The organism is Vulcanisaeta distributa DSM 14429, from assembly GCF_000148385.1.
GTDB lineage: Archaea > Thermoproteota > Thermoprotei > Thermoproteales > Thermocladiaceae > Vulcanisaeta > Vulcanisaeta distributa.
Genome location: NC_014537.1, coordinates 857,238 through 876,202, shown reverse-complemented (window position 1 = coordinate 876,202; position 18,965 = coordinate 857,238). Strand labels below are relative to the sequence as shown.

The following is an 18,965-nucleotide window of genomic DNA, read 5'->3' as shown; positions in this document are numbered from 1 at the left end:
GTTCAATTTTAAGTAAAAATCACTTCTTACCTCCCTTAGCCTGCTTGCCTTGTTGCTGCGATGAACCACCCGTCTCAGTTAACGCCTTACCTAACTTCCTCTCCTCCTCCTCACTCGTCATGAATAGGCTAGTTCTTTGTCTACCGCCCACGGAAATTACGAGTGGGCATTAATTTATAAGCTTTTTCACGTTTCGGACTACTCCTTACCAAGGAGCCTCTTAAGGCCTGGGTAAATCTCGAACAACTGCTCCTGAAGCGCCAACGTGTAGTACTGGATCACAATCTCAACAACGAGTATTAAGCCAATACCACCACCAAAGACCCCCGCAATATCCCCAAGAGCCGCAATCACACCGACTATTAAGCCGCTGATTATCGTGAGCATCCTAACGTACCTATCAAGGAACTTAGCAATAACCTTGGGGCTAGGCCTAAAGCCTGGTATGTGCATGCCACCCTGAACTATATACTTAGCCTGGTCCTCGGCGCTAAGGCCCGCTAGGTTAACCCATACTATGGCGAAGATTACGGATAACGCTGCATACATGATTATGTGAACCGCTATGTACGCAGCATCAATGTTCCTAGGCACCACCGTGAAGTAGTAAAGTAATGAGTTGGGGCATGGTATTAGACCTACCGATGTCATATGAGCACAGGCCAACCAGTTAAGGAATGGGTTAGTATCGGCTCTATTGTACGCACTCCAGAGTAGTGTTAATCCCTCGCCGATTAAGTACACGGTGTATGCCGTGAATATTATGGGCAGTACCGACACATACATCAACTTCAGAGGTACTGAGTACCTATAACCCCTGTACTGCACCAGTGCCACCGGTATTGAAACCTCCATGAGCTCCAGGTAAAGGACAATGAGGGCCAGGGCTATCGTGGCTATCAAGCCCGTTAGGCTCGGTAAGTTCACCTGGTATAATATGCTCATTAGGTACGTCATCTTACCGCCGATTGCGTAATAAATGGCTGCAGCCAATGCAGGGATTGCGCCGTAAGGAATCACAGAGCCTGGCAGGGTAAATGGTGAGAAGGCCATCGCGAACATCTGCTTTACAATGGTCACCAATATGAACAGTGAAATTCCACTACCCAATCCCCAGCCCTTGGATATCATGTCATCCATTAAAATTATTATTATCGTGGCAACAAGCAATTGAATAACTATTAAGACACCACCAAGTGCGTTAACTGGGATTAATTGGCCGCTGGTCACTAGAGCAACGGCCTCGAGCAGTCCAAAGACTATTGCGAGAAGCTTCAGTAATGCATTGAACTTGGCCTGGTCCTCCGGGTCCTCAAGATCTATGTTGATCATGTCCGAGAAAACCAGGATCTCAAGTATTATACCGGCCACGACGAGTGGTGTAATGCCTAGTTGCGCGAGTGTGCCGAAGGTTATGCCCAGTATGGCTGCTATGGCTGGTGATATGAAGAAGGATGGCGTCACTGGGCTTAATCCGTAAAGTGGCGTTATGGACATTAGCAGGTAAACTGTTACTGCGAGGAATGTCCAGAACAATCTTGAGCCCATGCTCAGGGCTTCCCTGGGCCTGGGCACGGTGGGTACATAACGCAGTATCGGCTCCACAACGTCTATAAACCTACGCCCAGTACTAGCCATGCACTACCCCCCGCACCAACTCCACAGAGCCCCCAGCAGCCCTGATCTTCTCCTCGGCCTTCCTCGAAACCCAGACAGCCCTAACAATCATGGGCTTACTAACCTTACCCCTGCCGAGCAACTTATTAAAGCCAATCTTTAACAAATCAACGACGTACTTACCATCAACCACCTGCACCAATCCCTTACTAACCAATTCGTCGAGCATTGACTCGAGCTCACCAACATTGATACCGAGCCTCGCGGCGACTATGGTCTCGGGCTGCTTAAAGCCGTGCTTACCATAGAATGGGTAACCACTGGAATCCTCGGCATACTTCATCACGAATGACCACTTATGCTTATGAAGCCCTGACCTACCCCTACCACCGCTGGAACCACTTTTCCTATGCTGGCCGACCCTACCCCAGCCATGCGTCCTCGAACCTCTATACTTCCTAGCCTTCTTCTCGAATCGCCTAACCATGACTACGATTGACTATTGAAACCCTTAATAAATTTTATGACCTTCCCTTCATCACGAGTTAAAAAACGAAACTTAAACCAAGTACACACTCCGGAAATTAATAACCATATAATTAATTATACGGTGATTATATCATCCTAAGTATTAACTCATTAATGGCAATACCCCTATAGCCCAAATCGCCACCCTCATTAAATCCCTTCTTAATACTCCTAAGACCGCCAGACGGTGGGTGAAGCCTAAAGAATGGCTTTAACCCAGGTATGCAAAGCACCTTATTACCTGATCTCGGCCACGGCTTATTCTCAGGGCAGGATAATTGATTTACCTCACCCATTATGTAAGCCAGCGCGAACTCTTCAATGCTTGACCATCCATACTTCTTAACCCAATCATCCGTTAGTGGTTTATCGCCAATTAACCTACCCCTCCTCCTCAATAGCTCGGCTAGAGTGTCAGCATCTATCTCGCCCCAGGTAACCCAGTCCTTAACTACACTAAGCATTCCCATGTATGACGGTCTCTCATCAATGACTACGCACGTGTACCTCCTTCTTAACCTGAGAAGGTCGAGGGTCTTCTCAACATCTGGTGGTGTATCTGCTAGGCCCTTAAGTCTAATTACGGCAATCCGCGTATAAGGAGTCCCCCTAACGGCTTGCGCACCCTCCTGAACCTGCATAGTCAGTACCCAATAAACCAATGATTTATTAAGCTTTAGCCTCCATGGAATTAGATGGAGAAGGCATAGGTCTTTCTTAGGGCATCGTAGGTTGCCTTAACCAGGTTATGCGTCGTCCTAGTCTCGCCCCACGTATACGACCATACATCCCTAATACCCGCAAGCCTAAGGACGACCTTAGCGGCATCAGCAGCCACAAGGCCGACGCCCTTTGGCGCCGGTATTAATATGACCCTAACACTGCCGCTCTTACCAACAACCTTAAACGGAACGCTATGCGGTTCATCGCATGAGCAGTGCCATGAACCGCAACCCCTCCTAACAGGTATTATGTTGAGCTTCGCCTCTCTAATTGCCTTCTCAATGGCCTGATTAACCTGCCTACCCTTGCCCATACCAACACCCACGTAGCCATCCTCATTACCGATGACAACAGCCACCTGGAACTGACTAACCTCACCGGCGTCGGTCTGCCTCTGCACTATATTTATGCTAACGACCTCATGCTTAAGGTTGGGCAGGAAGAAGTCAATGATCTCAGGCTCCTTAATGGGCAGGTTAAGCCTGAATAAATCATCAATAGACTTAACCTTACCCTCCTTAACCAACCTGCCAACCCACGTCCTGGGCTGCCAAGCCTCAACAGCAGACTCAGTACTCATCGATCAAGGCGTAACTAAACCATTTAAAAACATTTACACTACGCACCAATCGAGAAATGATGAGAATAAATTATTGAAGTCCCTTATTAATCAGGTTGAGGATTATTAATAGGATGGCGCTGGATAGGTTAATCGCCGAAGTAATGCTGTTGGTAGGCTCGATATACCTAGGCTATGCCTTATTCACCGTACTCAGCCACATGGGACTGACCATCTCACTAATGAACTCCATAAATCAGATAGCAAGCACGAGCATTTACATACCGGATGCCGTAATAGTAACTAACGGAACAGGCAACCAACTATACCTAGTAATTTATAATAATGGGCACACGGCGATAAACCTAAACAGCATCTACATGAACTGCCGGGGTAACACCATGAAAATCTACATGAATAATACCTACCTAGCCCCTGGAAACTACGTAATAATTAGTAGGCAAATACCCTACCAACAATGTAGCTTAAACACGGTATTCTGCATTGCAAATACCACGGTATGCATGATCTACAAAACAAACACCACTCAATACGTGATCTCCCAGCCTTAATTAACCATTAGTGACTTAAATATCAACTTGAGACTAACCTACTGATGTATTACGGGAGTAATACAAGAAAAATAAACAGACAAAAAAGAGGGGACTTGAGTGGGCCAATATATACAATACTCATGATAGTCTTCGTAATAGTGGCCGCAATAATGCTGTATAATTACTTCCAATCAAGGACCTCCGTACTAACCACACAGGCGCAAATAAGCATTGTTAATCCACAATTGGCAGGTAATGTATACTCAATAACCATTGAGAATATAGGAACAACGCCGATAACCATAACCTCAATAACCATATACCCACAGAACTCACAAACACCCATAGTAACGCAATCATTAAATACCGTATTAAACCCAGGGCAGTCAACGAGTATTGTTGGCACATCATCGACACAATTCATAACCGGTAATAAGTACATAGTCGTTGTTGAAGGACATACAGATGGTGGGCAGGAGGTTGCGGCGGAGAGTATAGCAATTTCCCAGTAAAAACAATCAACCTGTTATGCTCTGTTTAAAATTACGTTAGTGGCTTATATCTTCAATTGAGATGGTTTAATTGATGGGCAATTACATAGTTAATGTTAGTATAGATGGGTTCAACTTTAGAATACCAATATCAATAATTACTAAGGAAAACACGTACTACTACATTGTTAAGGAGCCCAAGTGCGATTCTCAATGCATGGACTTAAAGGGTAAGGTCATAGACTTCATGAGGCAGAGAAATATGGCAATACTTGATGCAATTAATGAGGTGTTAAAGGACATAGGTAATAAGCAGTTGGCGGAATCGGTGATCTATTACCTATTAAGGGATTTGAGGGGTTATGGACCAATAACGGTACCTCTTTCCGACCCAAATATCGAGGAAGTCGAACTCAATAACTGGTTGCACCCAATAACCGTAGTACATAGGGACTTGCCAGGAATTAGGTTGATGACTAACATCAGGTTTAATTCCGAGGTTGAGGCTAAGGACTTCATAATGAGCATTAGTAGGAGGGGTTTGCCGAGGTCTGTCTCATTATTAAAGCCATACCTGGAGACGATACTCCCTGAAGGCCATAGATTCACTGGTACGATTGGTGAAATAACGATAGGGCCAACCTTTAGTATAAGGAAGTTTCCACCACAACCCCTAACCCTTGAAGAATTAATACAACGAGGTACACTCAAGCCCAGTGCAGCTGCCTATCTATGGCTAATTGCTGAACTTAAGGGCTTCATAATGATTAGTGGCCCAATGAGTAGTGGAAAAACAACATTACTCAGCGCAATAGCTAGTAAGTTACCCACATACTCAAAGATAGTGACCATAGAGGACACACCAGAAATACGCCTGCCACACCCGCACTGGGTTAGGATGTTCACAAGGGAGAGCGAGGACGACAGATCTAGGATAAGTATGTTTGACTTAGTTAAATTAGCCGTGAGGTATAGACCGGATTACATAATAGTCGGTGAGGTCAGAGGCGAAGAAGTTCACGCCCTATTCCAAGCCTCGGCACTCGGCCATGGTATGCTGACCACATTCCACGCATCAACACCTGAGGAGTTATTAATAAGGCTGACAAACCCACCATTAAATGTCAATGTTGGTAATTTACAATTACTATCAAGCGTAGTCTTTATGACGATAAGAAACGGCAAAAGAATCATAAATAACATCGTAGAGCCTGTGATAAGAAACGACACGGTAGAATTCAAGAGCATATTAACAAGTACGGGCGATATTGATATAGAGAAAAGCGTTAAATTAAGGACACTAAGTAAGGCCTATGGATTAGACATCAACGAAGAGCTTATGAAAAGGGAAAACATCCTCAAGAACAGTTATAACTCTGATTACGAAATTGAAGAAATAACTCTAGGCAAATAATACTATAGTTGGTTACAATATTATTCTATGAAGACAAACCTAATGCAAGAACCTACGTAAAACCACTTACTAAGAGCCATGAATAATGACCCAACTACCAATCGACCAATCAATTTAAACTAAACACATGGCGGCGGGACCCAACCCCACGTATTGGTATGTGTAGTAGGTCAGGGATTACGCCGGCCCATTCTCCAACCGGCAACCCCCTGAACGCGCCCACCCCGACTTAGGGCCGCTCCCTCCCGGGCCTAACCCGGTTCGCCGGGTTCCGTAACCAGTCAACCCTACGGTTGACCGGCTACGGCGTGGACGCCCCAGGGGACCGGCTATCATCGAGGTACCGGCGTAATCCCTGACCTACTACACATACCAATACGTGGGTTTCGGCCTCCGAACCCATCGGCCTGGGTTTTACCCAGGGGAGGGCTGGGTAGGCCCTCCAGGCCTGGTCCCTGTTATTTCATTGTTTATGGAAAAATAAATTTTTTCATTGAATATGGGCGGTAGGTTTATTTTTACTGTTCTCGAGGATTATTTAATGGATAGTTCTGTTGTTGATGAATTTGTTAAGTCATTGATTGGTAATGTTGATAGTGAGGTTATTAAAGAGGTTGTTAAGATTAGTTATGCTGTTGCATCCTTCGTTATTTATGGCATGGCATCGCTCATGAGGGAGGGTAAGGGCCCTAGGCTTTCCCTTGTTATTTCATTATCGAGAATATTCAATGCAGACTTCATTAAGGATGTCTTTGAGGTTCTTTTTGCCTCTCAGGGTGATGGTGATGATGTTATTGATGCTGCGGGTATGGTCTCTGAGGCTTACATGATTAAGTTGATTTATGGTAAGGAGGAGGGGAGGGCTAGGCCGGGTTTCTTAAAGCCTGTTGAGGTTGATCATGGGGTCTATGTGGCTGTTTATAACGATGTTAGGAATTATATTGATGATTTTGAGGAGAAGAATAGCATTGCCTTTGGGCTCATTGGTAATATGATGGCTGTTTTACTCGCTACGATAATTATAATGCTGATTATTGGTATGTGCCAGGGCGTGAGGAGTGAGGGTTATCCTGATGGTATTAGGGATTTCCTTGATTACGCGCTTACGCAAAGTACACATATGGCGCTGTCCGAGTTACTTAGTCATGGTTAGGAATTTAACTGGGTGTTAACCGGGTACTGCGTGGTTGATGAGGTTATTGAGGCTAGGGATTACGTGGCTCAATTAATCAATAAGGGTTGGTTTAGGCATGCAGTTGGCGAACGTGGCATTAAGTATATAATTACGTTATTGAGGTTCATAGACCTAAATTACAGGGAGTGCTCCGTAAACCTTGACCTAGACTTCTTAGTGAACCTGCTGGATGATTACTATAACACGGAGAGTAGGATAAGGTACTTCATTAGGGAGTTGATGAGGATTCAGGGATATGACACTATTGCAAGGCAATTGATAAGTGCTTACCCAGTGTTACCACCCGACATCAGGGAGTTTCTCGATAACATCGCCAAATCCCTACCCTCAGATGTGGCTCCAGGTACCTTGGTTGAGCAGGCAATTAATGAATTATTGAAAGAATTGGAGGGTTTTAGGGAGAAGTTAATTTCGATTATCAACGCCGCTAAGTCGCAATGCCCTAAAGCTTATAACCAAACTTCCTAACCAACTCCCTACGCTCCTTAATATCCGCATCGCTCTCAACACCAAGTGGTGAGTGACCATCAACGACACCCACTATACCCCTCCTCTCTGGCGCAATTTCGGCAACAATCACGGAAAGCGGGTTCGCGGTGGCGGCGTATATATTAACGACCTCAACAACATGCTTAATGGCATTGAGTACATTTATTGGCCACGCATTCCTTAGGTAGATTACGAACGTATGGCCAGCCGCAATTTTTCTGCAAAGGTCTATGGCTAGTTTTCTTAATTCCTCGTCAGTACCCTCATGCCTAATTAACCTCTTGCCAGACGCCTCGCAAAAGGCCAAGCCGAACTTGATATTTGGCACTGAGTTCACGAGGGCCTCGTAAATGTCTTCCAGAGTCTTTATGAAGTGGCTGTGGCCTATTATTACGTTTGTACCCTCTGGTATTGGTACGTCTATTACCTCGAACTTAATGCCCTGGGACATTGCGATTAATCATTATGGCATGCTTTAAGCATTACCACCATGTAATCTCCTGACTATGTAACCCAGAGTCTCAAGCATACTACTTGGTGTGTAGCCCTTCCTAGTCCTCTTTAGACGCACCTTGTTCTCACCATACGTAATCCTCACGCTCTTCCTCGTAATGCTTATCGTTACGGTTTTCATAAGGTCAACGTATGGCTCATAGATGAACCTCTCGCCATTATACGTGTACCTGCCAAGGAATGTATAGTAATTAGTATTTGTTAACTTAATTACCTTACTAATAATGGGTGAGAAGGCAAATAGCAACTTCTTGAATTGTTCATCATCAAGCTTTACATAAGCACGTTCATTGATTATTGCGGATAATAATATGCCATTCACAGCCTGTGATACGAATAAGCCATTAGGCCCAGTAATACTTAGTGCCCTAATGCCATGCCCCCTCGTGAAGGACATTAAGCCCGTTAAGACTGCCATGTTACTTAGCCTCTAGTGGTGTCCCATCTGCCGGGCATTTATAGAATGTCTTCTTGGCGCATGTTGGGCAGTAAAGGGCATGGCACTTGGGGCATACGTAGTAATCATCATACCTAAAAAGCTTCTTACCACACCTCCAGCACCTACCAATCACCAGGGTCCTTGGTACGTACACAACTACGTTTGATTCCTGGCTCTTTTAAAGTCTTACGCCAATACGGGCATCTCCACGGCCATGAACATAAGGACCAGTGTTAGTGGTATTGGTAGTGTGTACTTAATTGTTGGGTTTATGGTTAGGTTATTAAGTAGTGATGCCAGTAGTGACACGGATAGGCTTATTATGTATGCCGTGAATAGGAGCGGCATTAGTACCGCGTTAATACTGGGTATTGACAGACCAACAAATGAGTAGGGCGCATTACTAATGACTGAGCTTATTGTTGATACAATGAACCTACTAATGTACGTAACCCCAGCAAATATTACTGGTAATGAGTAATTAAGCAGTTGTAGTGACCTCGACCCATAGCCAATACTCACTATTATCGTCTTCAACTCCAGGAACACCTCAACAAGCCTATCAAGTGCCCTTGATGGGGAACCAAGGTTGGATAACTCCCTTAGAATGCCTATTGCGAATCTCATTATCCATGGCCCATTAATCCCCACATTATCATTAAGTTGATTTATTCTCTGTAAATACGTAATTAATGGGCGTGGATATGGATTATCAAGGACCCTCTCAAATGCGGCACCTATACTCAAACCAGCCTTAACCACCTCCGACACATCACGTATTAAGTCAGGTAGCGCCATTAATGAACTTCTTACGTCATTAACCCTACGGGTTACCAACACGGAGAATAGAAGTGGCGGTAGCATTAGTGATATCACTCCCTTAATTCCAAGGTACATCAGTGAAATTGCGATAATTAATATCGATACACCTAGAATTGCGTACGTGGTTTTATCATGCGTAAGATCTATACGTATTATATACGGTATTGATTGATAAACCCTCAGTATAATGGCCGGTAATAGCAATGCTATGGCAGGCATTAAGTACAGTATTGCGTAGTTCATGCCGAGTATTGTCGTGATTATTACAAAGAGTATTAGCACAATTAGTGATGATACTATGGCCACCACTATATCTATTATTTGCTTTGATAATGAGGATAACCTATTGCTTAATGTCGATAAGTATGTACTCTCAACGCTCCTCACGTAATTACCCAAATCACCGCTATAGCCCCACACGGATACATAGCCATTTATGAACCTTTGAAACTCAATACTTGGATGCAACCTAGCCCTTAATTGCATGGCTTTCGTTATTGAGTTCGTAGTTAATGAGTACCTCCTAATCAACGACCACTCTCTACTAATCCACTTAAGCCCAATCCTACCGCTTACTTCGAATGCGTGGGTTATGTCCCCACCCACATCATGTATTATGTCCAGCAGGACCACGAAGAATGGCAATTCCCACTCAATGTTTTCCTTAACGGCATCTACGGAGTATGCTGCCCAGATTAACGTGAGTAATATGGGCAATGCCGGTATTGGTATTAAGATTAGTGATGGGAATAATGACTTAGTGAGTAAAAACGTGATGAGTGGTATTGGCATTAATGAGTATGTTAAAACCTCTACTAATGACGATATTTTATCGATATTCCATGAATAACCACCAGCAAGAGCCTTCTTACTCAGGTAATCCATCATTACTTGTCTTAGCATCCTCACATAACATACTTCTCAACACGGTTAATAAGGCACTACGTAACTAATTCCTTAAGCACATTAATTATTAATTGATTTACATTAACCTCGGAGTACCTTGTCGGTATTGTGTTCGAGCAGGTTATTGAGGAAACCCCTGCGTCAAACATCCTTGAGTCGGCCATGTTAAGTAATAGACAATGCGTTGCAATTGCGTGAATCCTAATTGCGCCCAGGGACCTTAGTATCTTCGTGGCCTCTATTATGGTGCCTCCCGTCGCTATTATATCATCTATTATAAAGACCTCCTTACCAGCAACGTCAAGTTCCTTAGGCTTCATGGTAACCTCACCCGTAACCCTATCGCGGAACTTCTCAAGGTAACTGAATGAAACCCCCAGGTACTCACTGACCTTCCCAACCCTCCATAATGAACCAATGTCAGGGCTTAATAATACCGCATCTTTAATCCCCCTAAGCCTATCCGCATATAGCTTGAAGGGTTCGATATTAATGCATTGAGTATTAGCCACCCTGAAGGCCTCGGGCTTATGAACATCCACTGTGATTATAGATGATGCACCAAGTGATGACAGTAATGATAGCATTGTTTGTAGGCTAACCGGCTCGCCATCCCTAAACCTCCTGTCCTGCCTTGAATAGGGTAAGTACGGAAGAATAACGTGGACCCGCTTAACGCCTAAATCGTGCGCGGCATGTATCGCAAGCATCGCCTGAATAAGCCTAGTATTTTGCTCGGGATAGGCCCTTTGAATGAGTATTAAGCCGTCATACGTCGATATGTCGATGGGATACCTAATGTATGACTCACCATCAGGGAATTGCTTCGTCTCGAGAACCACATGCATTAATCCCAATGCATTAGCCACGTCATTACCCATGTCCGAGGACCAGGGAAATGACGCGACCAGGTATTTCGCCACGATTAATGAATTACCCACCACTTTTTAGAATTTATCTTCACGGATCATCAGGGGGCTGAACCTCATAAAGCCTCCTACCCCTTGCAGTTTTTGGTGCTAACCAATCAATGAGCCTCTTGGGGTCGTTAGTCTCGACTATGAACGTTATAGGGCCCAGCGGGCTCTCATTCTCCTCAGTTACGAATGTGAGGACGCCGGCATACGCGGCCTGCTTATGTAGGTGAAACACCACCCTATTACCATCAATGCCCCTCATTAGGACCGAGCGTGCGCTATCCTCAATTCCCTGCTCCTTAATTAGGTTATGCACCTTAATTAATGATTTGAAGCCATTACCCAGGGCAACGATGTACCTCTTACCCTCACTCTCCTCAATCCTTATCTCATCATAAATAAACACATTGCTTAATGCCCTCCTAACCTTCTCCTCATCCTCCGTGGGCCTTACCTCAACCCAAACCTCAGCCTTCACGTAATGCCTTAATAATACGGCGTTTTAAGGATTTGGTGCCGTGCACATTAATCTTTAAATATTCAACTAAAGTTTGGGTCTTCGTATGAAGACGCTGTTTTTCGAGGTACTCAACACATTGGTTAGGTTGACGCATTTTGAGGTTGAGAGTGCCAAGTTAATTAAGGATGAACTGAACATAAAGGTTTCACTTGATGAGCTCACGAACCAATTCAAGAAGGAGTGGGAGGATAGGTATAACATGTTAATAAGTAAGGGTGTCTATAGGTCATTGAGGCAGTTGGCGAGGGAGACAATGATATCACTATTAAAGAAGTACTCACTGAGTCTAAGCCCGGCTGAACTTGATTACTTCGGTAATGCAATATCATCGCTCGTTGTTGAAACATCCGAGTTATACCCCGATGTCGTTAATGCCATAGATACATTATCACAGATGAATATACCCATGTACATACTCACAAACCTGGACAATGATGTTGCAAAGAAAATACTACTAAAGAATAATTTGTTAAGGTACTTCAAGGGCGTTGTTAGTTCGGACCTGACGAAGGTTGGTAAGCCCGCCATTAAGATATTCCAGGCAGCCCTAAATAGGGCCGGTGTCTCGCCAAGTGATGCCTTAATTGTTAGTGGGCTAATTGAGGATGTAATCGGCGCCAAGTTCCTCGACCTGAAGGTGGTGTTTGTGAGAAGAACGAATGTGCAGTTACCAGTTAAGCCATTCTATGAGATAGACTCATTAACACAATTACCTGAAATAATAAGCAAGCTTACCTAACTTAATGACCACCCTTCGCCCTAATGGCCTCGTGCCTCCTCTTCTCAGCCCTCTCCCTAGCCTTCTTCTTCCACTTATGTGCATGAGTCTCCCTCAATCCAACACTAACTAAGCCCCTCATCTTACGGCCAGCAGGAGTCAACGCCCTAAATACCCTACCCCTCTTACGCTTAATCTTAATTACCTTAGGCAGCGCAGGCTCAGGTGGTAATGCCTCGCCCTTGATGATCTTATTTAACCAATCCTTAAGTCTCTGTACATTAATATCCCAGACAGTATCCCTATTAGTATCGACCTTAATACCCAATATCCTAGCCTCATCAACCGTCAAGCCAACAGCCCTAACCTCACCAACTGAGTAGCCCCTACCAACCCTCCATTCATTGCCCAAAACACCACCACTACTGATTAACCTAGGTCGCTTAACGAGTGGGTCCGGCGGTGGTAATACCGGTGGTTGCGTTGACTGTGACATCCCATGCACGTAATCAATACCCCCTTTATAAGTATTAATGCCACTCATGGCATTAACTGGGAGAATGCTTAATTAATGCATAGGCTTTAGGTCTAGGACGATGTATAGGTTATTCACGTACATGGCATTGATACGGTACGTGGAGTTCATACTAATAGTACTTGACTTTGCCTATCTGGGAATGCTTAATCCATTGAATAAGTTCCTAATAGCCATATTAATGACCGCAATAGTTTACTCATTACTTGCTGTGGCAAGTTACTCATTCATTATGAATATGTGGGTAACATTAATACTCGTACTAGCAATAGCAAGCGCTGATGCAGCGTTGCTGATCTTAGCCGTAATAACTCCGTCAGTATCTACCATTGGATTATACACGGCATGCTTCATAAATATCATCCTTGACGTGCTCGTGACAATCACAGTAATCGAATTAATAAGGAGATAATGTAATGGTGCCCCTAACCGGGTAATCGCCGAGGCGACCAACAATTACGGCCTCAATCAGTATTTTAATTTCGGAATTATTAATAACGTTGCCCTTATTAATGACCTTAATCATATTTCCATGAATTTCAACATCGACATTATCCATCAATGGTTTAACATTAACTATCCTGATATGAATTAGTGATGGATATATCGGTAGCATTAATTCTCGAAAGGCCGAAACCTTAATCTTCTTCCTAAGTATCCTTGATGTCGTTACCACAATCCTATAGTCATTAACTAATGCCGTGAACACGGAAAATCCAATAATCAAAATTATTATTGATATTATTAAATCAATTATCTCAAAGGCCATACTCCCTCACCATACTCCTTATCCTATTCACGGAATCCTTGACGGTTTCTGGAACAACCTTAATATTATAGAATAGGGTCATGAAGCTAACATCGCCGTTCCACCTAGGAACTACTTGAATACTCACATGAGGTGCCAGCGATATGCCCACGTTAAAGCCATGCGGATTATAAACCCTCTCTAAAATGTTAATGAACTTCTTAGCCATATCCATAAGTTCAACGAGTGTTGATGTGCTTATTTCATTAATTGCTTGGTGTTTAATTGGTGCTATTATTAAGTGCCCATTATTAAATGGGTGTGGGTTGTGAAGAACTACTATTTTTTCGTTTTTAATTATTATCAATTCCTCATTATTCATCAATTCACAAATCTCACAATTCACTTAGATCCCAGGATGATAAGGAAGAACTATTGATTTTTAAGGTTTTTAATTTCATTTTATCGGTATTTTAATGTTCAACTCCCTAGCCAACTCCTTATACCTATTCCTAACCGTAACCTCAGTAACCTGGGCCGCCATGGCAACCTCCTTCTGAGTCCTAACCTCGCCCTTAAGGAGAGACGCTATATACACGGCGGCTGCGGCAAGTCCGGCTGGGTCCTTACCTGCCGTTAAGCCCTTCCTCTTTGCCTGCTCGAGAATGTTCAGCGCCTCCTTAAGTATTTCGCCACTAAGCTTCAACTGCTCAACAATCCTAGGAACATAAAGCTTTGGATCACTTAACGGCAACCTAACACCCAACTCCCTGGCAATGAGCCTGAAGCATCTGGCAACCTCCTTCCTACTTGCCCTTGTGTATTGACTAATCTCATCAAGGCTCCTGGGCATTCCAATCTTCCTACAAGCCATGTGTAGGCATGCGGCGACAATTGCCTCAACACTTCTACCCCTAACCAGTCCCTTGGTTAATACCTGCTCGTAAATACCCATAGCCTCATCAACGCATGCCTTCGGTATGCCCAGCTGCGATGATATCCTGCTAAGCTCATTCATTGCCTGTATAATATTACGCTCATAACTCGTCTGAACCCTAACCCTCTGCTGCCACTTCCTATACTTCAGGATCTCAAGCTTCCTCTTAATATCAAGCTCCTTACCACTTGCATCCTTAGTTGCCCAATCAATTGTTGTGGTTAAGGCCTCACTGGTTAACCTATTAAGTGGACCACCAGCCCTCGCCCTAGCCTCCTTCTCCTCAGCCGTGAAAGCCCTCCACTCAGGCCTTAAGTCAATAACATGCTCAAGAACAACCGAACCACACTTGGCACAGATCACTTGACCATTCTCATAATCAAATATGAACGTTGTCGAACCACAGTACGGGCATACGAGTTTCTCCTCACCTTCAGATTTAAATTCTATTATCTTACCTGATACCCTCAACTTACTTAATAAATTAGAACTACCTTGCTGATCCTTCCTTTCCTGTTCGGGGTTAGACATAAATATCCCCTATTAAAGCTTTTCGCGTATTGTTTAATTATTTATAAACCTTTCTCTCCGTAAAAAATTATTTATAGCCCTCACGAAGTAACCTCCTAATTCTAGCTAACAGACCATAAACCTGCAACTCACCACTGGATCCTCTAAGTAACCTATAATGATGTTCGCTGACAATATAAACAGCCTTAGGCTTCAACTCCTCAGGAACCTTTAACTGTGACGCTGCTGAAACAACCTCCCTATGGATGATCTTAATAATATCAAGTGGATCAGCACCCTCATCCCTTATCAACGACATAACCTCCCTCACGGCCTTACCAAAATCGCCAACCACAGCCTCAGTAACTATCGTCCTAACCTTAGTTGGACTAACCTTACCCAATGCCTTATAGACTACCTCCTCATCAACCACACCGCCCAACGAAGCCGCTGCCTGTAGTGTGTTTATTGCTTTTCTCATGTCTCCCTGGCTTACGTCCCATATGGCCTCGAGTGCGTCGTCAGTAACCTTAACGCCCTCCTTCGAGGCAATCTCCCTAAGCCTACCAAGAACAGCATCCTTAGGAAGAGGAGAAAACCTGAATAGGGAGCACCTTGATTGTATCGGCTCAATTATTCCTGACGGGTAATTTGCAAGAAGGATGAACCTGACGGAAGTCGTGTACATCTCCATTATTCTTCTAAGGGCTTGCTGGGCGTCCGGTGTCATGTTATCAGCCTCATCAAGAATTATTAATCTAAAGGGCGCCTTCACGGTAGGCATGGTCTTTGCAAATTCCTTGACCTTCTCCCTAATCATTGCAATACCCCTCTCGTCACTTGCATTCAACTCGAGAACATTCTCACGCCAGGCATCACCATAAAGCTCACGGGCAATGGCAAGAGCCATCGTAGTCTTACCAGTACCAGGAGGACCGAAGAAGAGTAGGTGTGGTATATTACCGTTAGCCAGCATTTCCTTTACTCTAGCCTTAACGTGGTCCTGGTCAATAATGTCATCAATCCTCGAAGGACGATACTTCTCAACCCACAGTACCTCCTCAGACGACATGTACTACTCTATTTCTTTCCCATCCTTTAAATAAATTCTTTTGCAGCCTCTGAGATTACGTATTTATTATCTTTAAGTAATACGTATCCCAACCTATTTAGTATCGTTAGTAATTCGTACTCCCTATCACTGAGTTTGTCAATTTCATTAATCGATATCGGTAATTTACTAAGTAACTTCCTAATAATTTCTTTAGTTGTGACCACTTCCCTATTCGCCGTCTCATCCCTAAGCAGCACCACCTTTCCCTCATCTATCAATCTCTTAAGGAGCCTCTTAGCCATTACATCCCTCGTATCAAGAAACAGGTTATTGCTTATAGCTTTAAGTAGTCCACCACCCAATTGCTGGGACCGTAATTGCTGCTGAGGTTGTGTAATTCCCTGAGTGCGTAGTTCTCTCAATTCCTCCTTAATCAAGTCGAGCTCTCCCTCAATCGCCTCAAGACGTTCAAGGACCTCCCTAAGCAATTTAATGCATTCACCACACTGCGAGCTCATTATTTAATGAATGCGATACCAGTTAATAAGGCTATAGAGATGAGTGAATCTCCACAACATCACCGTCATTAAGGACGTAATTAATACCGACCCTCTTAACACCCATTGGGAATTTATCAATCCTCCAAACCCTGGCGTACTTAAATCCATCATAAAACCTACTATGAATCCTCTTAGCTAAGTCACCCACCGTCGAACCTCTCCTGAGTACGAAGGGCTTTGGCGAGTACGTATCAACATCCGGCTCCTTTGTATAGACCCTTATTAAGTCCATTATTCTTAATAACGACTCACCAAGTGCCTTAGAATCAATCATACAATTCTTAAGCGATGCAGTTAATACCAACACCTCATTACTTAGTTTAGCAACGATATTCCTTACATAATCATTATCCGCCAGGTCAATCTTATTTATTACGACAAGAGCCGGCTTATATGTTACATCCTTAAATATTGATTCCTCAACATCATCCAGCGTGGCCTCACCATTAACCATAACCAGGGCATTATTTATGCCGTAACTCACCAGTAACTTCTTAACGTCCTCCACCGTACCATTAACCAACTTACCAATGACTTGGATTCCACCTGTCGGTCTTTTCTCTATCGTCACGAAACCTCTGGGCTTAACTATGTATATCCCATTCTCCCTCAGGATACCCTTTAAGGCGTTGTACTGAGCCTCAACATCACCACTTGCATCAAGGACCACTATAGCACTATCCGCATTCCTAATCATTGATAATGCCATGGAGTTAACGTCCGAGTCCGCGTCATAAATATTGATTGAGGGCAGCTTCACAAGTTGGAAGTAGACATTGTCGTAAATGAACATGCCTGGTATTGGCTCAATGGATGAGTATGGTATATCATCAGGCTCAACCTTCACGTTGGTCAGGCACTTTAAAAGACTTGATTTGCCTGATGATGGTGGTCCTATTACCACTACCTGGGCATCACCCTCCTTTTCAACGTATATATTAGCACCACCGCCTGATCTCAACGACCTCTCCTTAATCCTCCTCTCCTCAATCTCCCTCCTGAGTTGGGCCATCCTTCTCCTGGCCCAGTGAATTAGATTCTCCGTACCCTTATGCTTAGGTACTGCGCTCAGGAATTCCTCAAGTGCCTTCAACTTCTCCTCCGGCGTCTTAGCCTCCATTACCTTCAACCACTTAGCCTTAGCCTCGGGCGGCAGGTTGGCAGGCATTGCTAGAATTAGATATTAATTACGGATTAAATAATTTATGACCGAAACTAGACATCCTCAACTCCCTTATCCGTGATCCTAAACATGGCACTAGCCTTGAAGGGAAGCCTCGGAGAGTCCAGGACCTCCATGACCTTGATATCCTCCTTAGACTTCTTGAGGAATAGTCTATGCGTAACAGCGTGGGCCAGCACATTACCGCCAGCCGGCCTCTTAACCTCAATGTAACCCATTGGCACGTCAAGGACTTGGTTCGTGAGGACAACATAGACGTTATATACCTTTGCAATCCTCATCAACCAATCAAGTATGTAATTAAGCCTTTGCTGTCTCTCGGCTAATCTTTCCCTACCCTTAAACTCAGCCCTGTAGAGGGCTATTATCGAGTCAACAACGATGAGCTTAGCATTTGCCTGCTCCACGAGTTTAACAACGTCAAACTTAATCCTATCCTCAAGGTCTGCCGCATTAATTACCTTAATAACGTATATATTATCTAAAGCCTCGTTGGGGTCCAGGTCAAATCTTTGGGCGATATTAACTATTCTATTTGGCGAGAAGGCCTCCTCAGTGTCTAGGTAAACGGCTGCGCCACCAACGCCACCCTTATCCTGACTTAACTGAACAGTTACCGAAAGTTGATGACAGAGTTGAGTCTTACCAGTGCCGAATTCACCAGCGAATTCATAAATCGCCTTAGGCTCCAAGCCACCCTGTAGTAGATCGTCAATAGCCCTAACATTGGTCCTCAATCTAATAATGCCCTCAAAGTTCTTAGCTAAATCCGTCGCCCTTGAAACCCTATTACTACCAAATACAATATCCCTCGCGGACCTCAGTATTTTCTCAACCCTATCGGGTGTCATGTCAGTTAGCTCAATGAGCTCTTCAGGGTTGAAAAGCGCCAAATGCCTAACACTGAGTATTCCCTTCGATTTAAGTAATTGAGCGGTCTTTGGCCCAATGCCCTCCAAATCCTCCAAGTCAATGCCTTCCTGAGGCATTTCTCCTCAGATTATCAATTCGCTACCCAACAATAAATAGGTAT

26 protein-coding genes and 1 other RNA gene are annotated in these 18,965 nt (G+C 44.0%); 7 read left to right on the top strand and 20 right to left on the bottom strand.

What is annotated here, in order from left to right; translation table 11 throughout:
* Nucleotides 1–19 precede the first annotated feature (19 nt).
* The 5 genes from VDIS_RS13105 to VDIS_RS04495 all read right to left on the bottom strand — a co-directional run bounded on the left by VDIS_RS13105 (nucleotide 20) and on the right by VDIS_RS04495 (nucleotide 3,448).
* Nucleotides 20–151, bottom strand: coding sequence for a hypothetical protein (locus VDIS_RS13105; RefSeq protein WP_013336030.1), 132 nt, complete (start codon nucleotides 149–151; stop codon nucleotides 20–22).
* A gap of 47 nt (nucleotides 152–198) precedes the next feature.
* Nucleotides 199–1,638, bottom strand: a complete 1,440-nt coding sequence (secY, locus tag VDIS_RS04510; protein ID WP_013336029.1) for a preprotein translocase subunit SecY — start codon at nucleotides 1,636–1,638, stop codon at nucleotides 199–201.
* On the bottom strand, nucleotides 1,631–2,104 hold the full coding sequence (locus VDIS_RS04505) for an uL15 family ribosomal protein (protein WP_013336028.1): 474 nt from the start codon (nucleotides 2,102–2,104) through the stop codon (nucleotides 1,631–1,633). Before VDIS_RS04505 ends, secY begins: the two co-directional genes overlap by 8 nt.
* A 127-nt stretch (nucleotides 2,105–2,231) precedes the next feature.
* A complete protein-coding gene (locus VDIS_RS04500) occupies nucleotides 2,232–2,786 on the bottom strand; it encodes a 50S ribosomal protein L30 (RefSeq protein WP_013336027.1) in 555 nt (184 codons plus the stop codon).
* 50 nt (nucleotides 2,787–2,836) lie between these two features.
* Nucleotides 2,837–3,448, bottom strand: coding sequence for a 30S ribosomal protein S5 (locus VDIS_RS04495; protein WP_013336026.1), 612 nt, complete (start codon nucleotides 3,446–3,448; stop codon nucleotides 2,837–2,839).
* Nucleotides 3,449–3,561: 113 nt separating this feature from the next.
* Here VDIS_RS04495 and VDIS_RS04490 point away from each other — a divergent pair, with 113 nt between their 5' ends.
* The 3 genes from VDIS_RS04490 (at nucleotide 3,562) to VDIS_RS04480 (ending at nucleotide 5,886) form a co-directional block, all read left to right on the top strand.
* Nucleotides 3,562–3,999, top strand: coding sequence for a lamin tail domain-containing protein (locus tag VDIS_RS04490; RefSeq protein WP_013336025.1), 438 nt, complete (start codon nucleotides 3,562–3,564; stop codon nucleotides 3,997–3,999).
* A 44-nt stretch (nucleotides 4,000–4,043) separates the two neighbouring features.
* The gene (locus tag VDIS_RS04485) at nucleotides 4,044–4,493 is read left to right on the top strand and encodes a hypothetical protein (protein WP_013336024.1); all 450 of its coding nucleotides are present in this window, start codon (nucleotides 4,044–4,046) and stop codon (nucleotides 4,491–4,493) included.
* Nucleotides 4,494–4,566: 73 nt separating this feature from the next.
* Nucleotides 4,567–5,886, top strand: a complete 1,320-nt coding sequence (locus VDIS_RS04480; RefSeq protein WP_013336023.1) for a type II/IV secretion system ATPase subunit — start codon at nucleotides 4,567–4,569, stop codon at nucleotides 5,884–5,886.
* A gap of 133 nt (nucleotides 5,887–6,019) precedes the next feature.
* On the opposite strand, the gene ffs is transcribed toward VDIS_RS04480, so the two are convergent.
* An RNA gene (gene ffs, locus VDIS_RS12620) (signal recognition particle sRNA) lies at nucleotides 6,020–6,344 on the bottom strand.
* 83 nt (nucleotides 6,345–6,427) lie between these two features.
* Between ffs and VDIS_RS04475 the strand changes: the two genes are divergently transcribed.
* Nucleotides 6,428–7,039 carry a hypothetical protein gene (locus VDIS_RS04475; protein WP_245522569.1) on the top strand — a complete coding sequence of 204 codons (612 nt, stop codon included), beginning with the start codon at nucleotides 6,428–6,430 and terminating at the stop codon, nucleotides 7,037–7,039.
* A gap of 30 nt (nucleotides 7,040–7,069) precedes the next feature.
* Nucleotides 7,070–7,549, top strand: coding sequence for a hypothetical protein (locus VDIS_RS04470; RefSeq protein WP_013336021.1), 480 nt, complete (start codon nucleotides 7,070–7,072; stop codon nucleotides 7,547–7,549).
* On the opposite strand, the gene VDIS_RS04465 is transcribed toward VDIS_RS04470, so the two are convergent.
* From VDIS_RS04465 to VDIS_RS04445, 6 genes are read right to left on the bottom strand one after another with little or no spacing between them, the layout of a single operon-like run.
* Nucleotides 7,524–8,021, bottom strand: a complete 498-nt coding sequence (locus VDIS_RS04465) for an adenosine-specific kinase (RefSeq protein WP_013336020.1) — start codon at nucleotides 8,019–8,021, stop codon at nucleotides 7,524–7,526. The two genes, VDIS_RS04470 and VDIS_RS04465, sit on opposite strands and share 26 nt — an antisense overlap.
* 24 nt (nucleotides 8,022–8,045) lie before the next feature.
* Complete coding sequence (locus VDIS_RS04460; RefSeq protein WP_148678217.1) at nucleotides 8,046–8,501, bottom strand: hypothetical protein; 456 nt, start codon at nucleotides 8,499–8,501, stop codon at nucleotides 8,046–8,048.
* 1 nt (nucleotide 8,502) lies between these two features.
* Nucleotides 8,503–8,676 carry a hypothetical protein gene (locus VDIS_RS12815; RefSeq protein ID WP_013336018.1) on the bottom strand — a complete coding sequence of 58 codons (174 nt, stop codon included), beginning with the start codon at nucleotides 8,674–8,676 and terminating at the stop codon, nucleotides 8,503–8,505.
* 32 nt (nucleotides 8,677–8,708) lie between these two features.
* Nucleotides 8,709–10,247, bottom strand: a complete 1,539-nt coding sequence (locus VDIS_RS04455) for a type II secretion system F family protein (protein ID WP_245522590.1) — start codon at nucleotides 10,245–10,247, stop codon at nucleotides 8,709–8,711.
* Between the two features lie 38 nt (nucleotides 10,248–10,285).
* A complete protein-coding gene (gene prs / locus VDIS_RS04450; protein ID WP_013336016.1) occupies nucleotides 10,286–11,173 on the bottom strand; it encodes a ribose-phosphate diphosphokinase in 888 nt (295 codons plus the stop codon).
* Between the two features lie 37 nt (nucleotides 11,174–11,210).
* Complete coding sequence (locus tag VDIS_RS04445; RefSeq protein WP_013336015.1) at nucleotides 11,211–11,645, bottom strand: RNA-binding domain-containing protein; 435 nt, start codon at nucleotides 11,643–11,645, stop codon at nucleotides 11,211–11,213.
* Nucleotides 11,646–11,730: 85 nt separating this feature from the next.
* Between VDIS_RS04445 and VDIS_RS04440 the strand changes: the two genes are divergently transcribed.
* Nucleotides 11,731–12,426 (top strand): HAD family hydrolase, encoded by a 696-nt coding sequence (locus tag VDIS_RS04440; RefSeq protein ID WP_013336014.1) that lies wholly within the window; start codon nucleotides 11,731–11,733, stop codon nucleotides 12,424–12,426.
* Nucleotide 12,427: 1 nt separating this feature from the next.
* Here the strand turns inward: VDIS_RS04440 and VDIS_RS04435 are convergent, their stop codons facing one another.
* On the bottom strand, nucleotides 12,428–12,901 hold the full coding sequence (locus tag VDIS_RS04435; RefSeq protein ID WP_052885887.1) for a ribosomal protein L13e: 474 nt from the start codon (nucleotides 12,899–12,901) through the stop codon (nucleotides 12,428–12,430).
* 100 nt (nucleotides 12,902–13,001) lie between these two features.
* Here VDIS_RS04435 and VDIS_RS04430 point away from each other — a divergent pair, with 100 nt between their 5' ends.
* A complete protein-coding gene (locus tag VDIS_RS04430) occupies nucleotides 13,002–13,352 on the top strand; it encodes a hypothetical protein (protein WP_013336012.1) in 351 nt (116 codons plus the stop codon).
* Here the strand turns inward: VDIS_RS04430 and VDIS_RS04425 are convergent.
* From VDIS_RS04425 to radA, 7 genes are all read right to left on the bottom strand, one after another.
* Nucleotides 13,338–13,709: a hypothetical protein gene (locus VDIS_RS04425; RefSeq protein ID WP_013336011.1), complete on the bottom strand. Its 372-nt coding sequence runs from the start codon at nucleotides 13,707–13,709 to the stop codon at nucleotides 13,338–13,340. The genes VDIS_RS04430 and VDIS_RS04425 overlap by 15 nt on opposite strands.
* Entirely contained in the window at nucleotides 13,699–14,094 is a 396-nt protein-coding gene (locus VDIS_RS04420) for an HIT family protein (RefSeq protein WP_245522568.1), read from the bottom strand. The genes VDIS_RS04425 and VDIS_RS04420 overlap by 11 nt, the downstream gene beginning before the upstream one ends.
* A 51-nt stretch (nucleotides 14,095–14,145) precedes the next feature.
* Nucleotides 14,146–15,156: a transcription initiation factor IIB gene (locus tag VDIS_RS04415; protein ID WP_013336009.1), complete on the bottom strand. Its 1,011-nt coding sequence runs from the start codon at nucleotides 15,154–15,156 to the stop codon at nucleotides 14,146–14,148.
* A gap of 67 nt (nucleotides 15,157–15,223) precedes the next feature.
* Nucleotides 15,224–16,207 (bottom strand): replication factor C small subunit, encoded by a 984-nt coding sequence (locus tag VDIS_RS04410; RefSeq protein WP_013336008.1) that lies wholly within the window; start codon nucleotides 16,205–16,207, stop codon nucleotides 15,224–15,226.
* Between the two features lie 26 nt (nucleotides 16,208–16,233).
* Nucleotides 16,234–16,707, bottom strand: coding sequence for a hypothetical protein (locus VDIS_RS04405; protein WP_013336007.1), 474 nt, complete (start codon nucleotides 16,705–16,707; stop codon nucleotides 16,234–16,236).
* A 31-nt stretch (nucleotides 16,708–16,738) separates the two neighbouring features.
* Nucleotides 16,739–17,917, bottom strand: coding sequence for an OBG GTPase family GTP-binding protein (locus VDIS_RS04400; RefSeq protein WP_013336006.1), 1,179 nt, complete (start codon nucleotides 17,915–17,917; stop codon nucleotides 16,739–16,741).
* Between the two features lie 47 nt (nucleotides 17,918–17,964).
* On the bottom strand, nucleotides 17,965–18,921 hold the full coding sequence (gene radA, locus VDIS_RS04395) for a DNA repair and recombination protein RadA (RefSeq protein ID WP_013336005.1): 957 nt from the start codon (nucleotides 18,919–18,921) through the stop codon (nucleotides 17,965–17,967).
* Between the last annotated feature and the right edge of the window lie 44 nt (nucleotides 18,922–18,965).

Excerpts from the sequence above, each read along its gene's own strand:
- secY (WP_013336029.1), bottom strand. The coding sequence starts at position 1,638 with ATGGCTAGTACTGGGCGTAGGTTTATAGACGTTGTGGAGCCGATACTG.
- VDIS_RS04505 (WP_013336028.1), bottom strand. The coding sequence starts at position 2,104 with ATGGTTAGGCGATTCGAGAAGAAGGCTAGGAAGTATAGAGGTTCGAGG.
- VDIS_RS04500 (WP_013336027.1), bottom strand. The coding sequence starts at position 2,786 with ATGCAGGTTCAGGAGGGTGCGCAAGCCGTTAGGGGGACTCCTTATACG.
- VDIS_RS04495 (WP_013336026.1), bottom strand. The coding sequence starts at position 3,448 with ATGAGTACTGAGTCTGCTGTTGAGGCTTGGCAGCCCAGGACGTGGGTT.
- VDIS_RS04490 (WP_013336025.1), top strand. The coding sequence starts at position 3,562 with ATGGCGCTGGATAGGTTAATCGCCGAAGTAATGCTGTTGGTAGGCTCG.
- VDIS_RS04485 (WP_013336024.1), top strand. The coding sequence starts at position 4,044 with ATGTATTACGGGAGTAATACAAGAAAAATAAACAGACAAAAAAGAGGG.
- VDIS_RS04480 (WP_013336023.1), top strand. The coding sequence starts at position 4,567 with ATGGGCAATTACATAGTTAATGTTAGTATAGATGGGTTCAACTTTAGA.
- VDIS_RS04475 (WP_245522569.1), top strand. The coding sequence starts at position 6,428 with ATGGATAGTTCTGTTGTTGATGAATTTGTTAAGTCATTGATTGGTAAT.
- VDIS_RS04465 (WP_013336020.1), bottom strand. The coding sequence starts at position 8,021 with ATGTCCCAGGGCATTAAGTTCGAGGTAATAGACGTACCAATACCAGAG.
- VDIS_RS04460 (WP_148678217.1), bottom strand. The coding sequence starts at position 8,501 with ATGGCAGTCTTAACGGGCTTAATGTCCTTCACGAGGGGGCATGGCATT.
- VDIS_RS04455 (WP_245522590.1), bottom strand. The coding sequence starts at position 10,247 with ATGCTAAGACAAGTAATGATGGATTACCTGAGTAAGAAGGCTCTTGCT.
- VDIS_RS04440 (WP_013336014.1), top strand. The coding sequence starts at position 11,731 with ATGAAGACGCTGTTTTTCGAGGTACTCAACACATTGGTTAGGTTGACG.
- VDIS_RS04435 (WP_052885887.1), bottom strand. The coding sequence starts at position 12,901 with ATGTCACAGTCAACGCAACCACCGGTATTACCACCGCCGGACCCACTC.
- VDIS_RS04430 (WP_013336012.1), top strand. The coding sequence starts at position 13,002 with ATGTATAGGTTATTCACGTACATGGCATTGATACGGTACGTGGAGTTC.
- VDIS_RS04425 (WP_013336011.1), bottom strand. The coding sequence starts at position 13,709 with ATGGCCTTTGAGATAATTGATTTAATAATATCAATAATAATTTTGATT.
- VDIS_RS04415 (WP_013336009.1), bottom strand. The coding sequence starts at position 15,156 with ATGTCTAACCCCGAACAGGAAAGGAAGGATCAGCAAGGTAGTTCTAAT.
- VDIS_RS04410 (WP_013336008.1), bottom strand. The coding sequence starts at position 16,207 with ATGTCGTCTGAGGAGGTACTGTGGGTTGAGAAGTATCGTCCTTCGAGG.
- VDIS_RS04405 (WP_013336007.1), bottom strand. The coding sequence starts at position 16,707 with ATGAGCTCGCAGTGTGGTGAATGCATTAAATTGCTTAGGGAGGTCCTT.
- VDIS_RS04400 (WP_013336006.1), bottom strand. The coding sequence starts at position 17,917 with ATGCCTGCCAACCTGCCGCCCGAGGCTAAGGCTAAGTGGTTGAAGGTA.
- radA (WP_013336005.1), bottom strand. The coding sequence starts at position 18,921 with ATGCCTCAGGAAGGCATTGACTTGGAGGATTTGGAGGGCATTGGGCCA.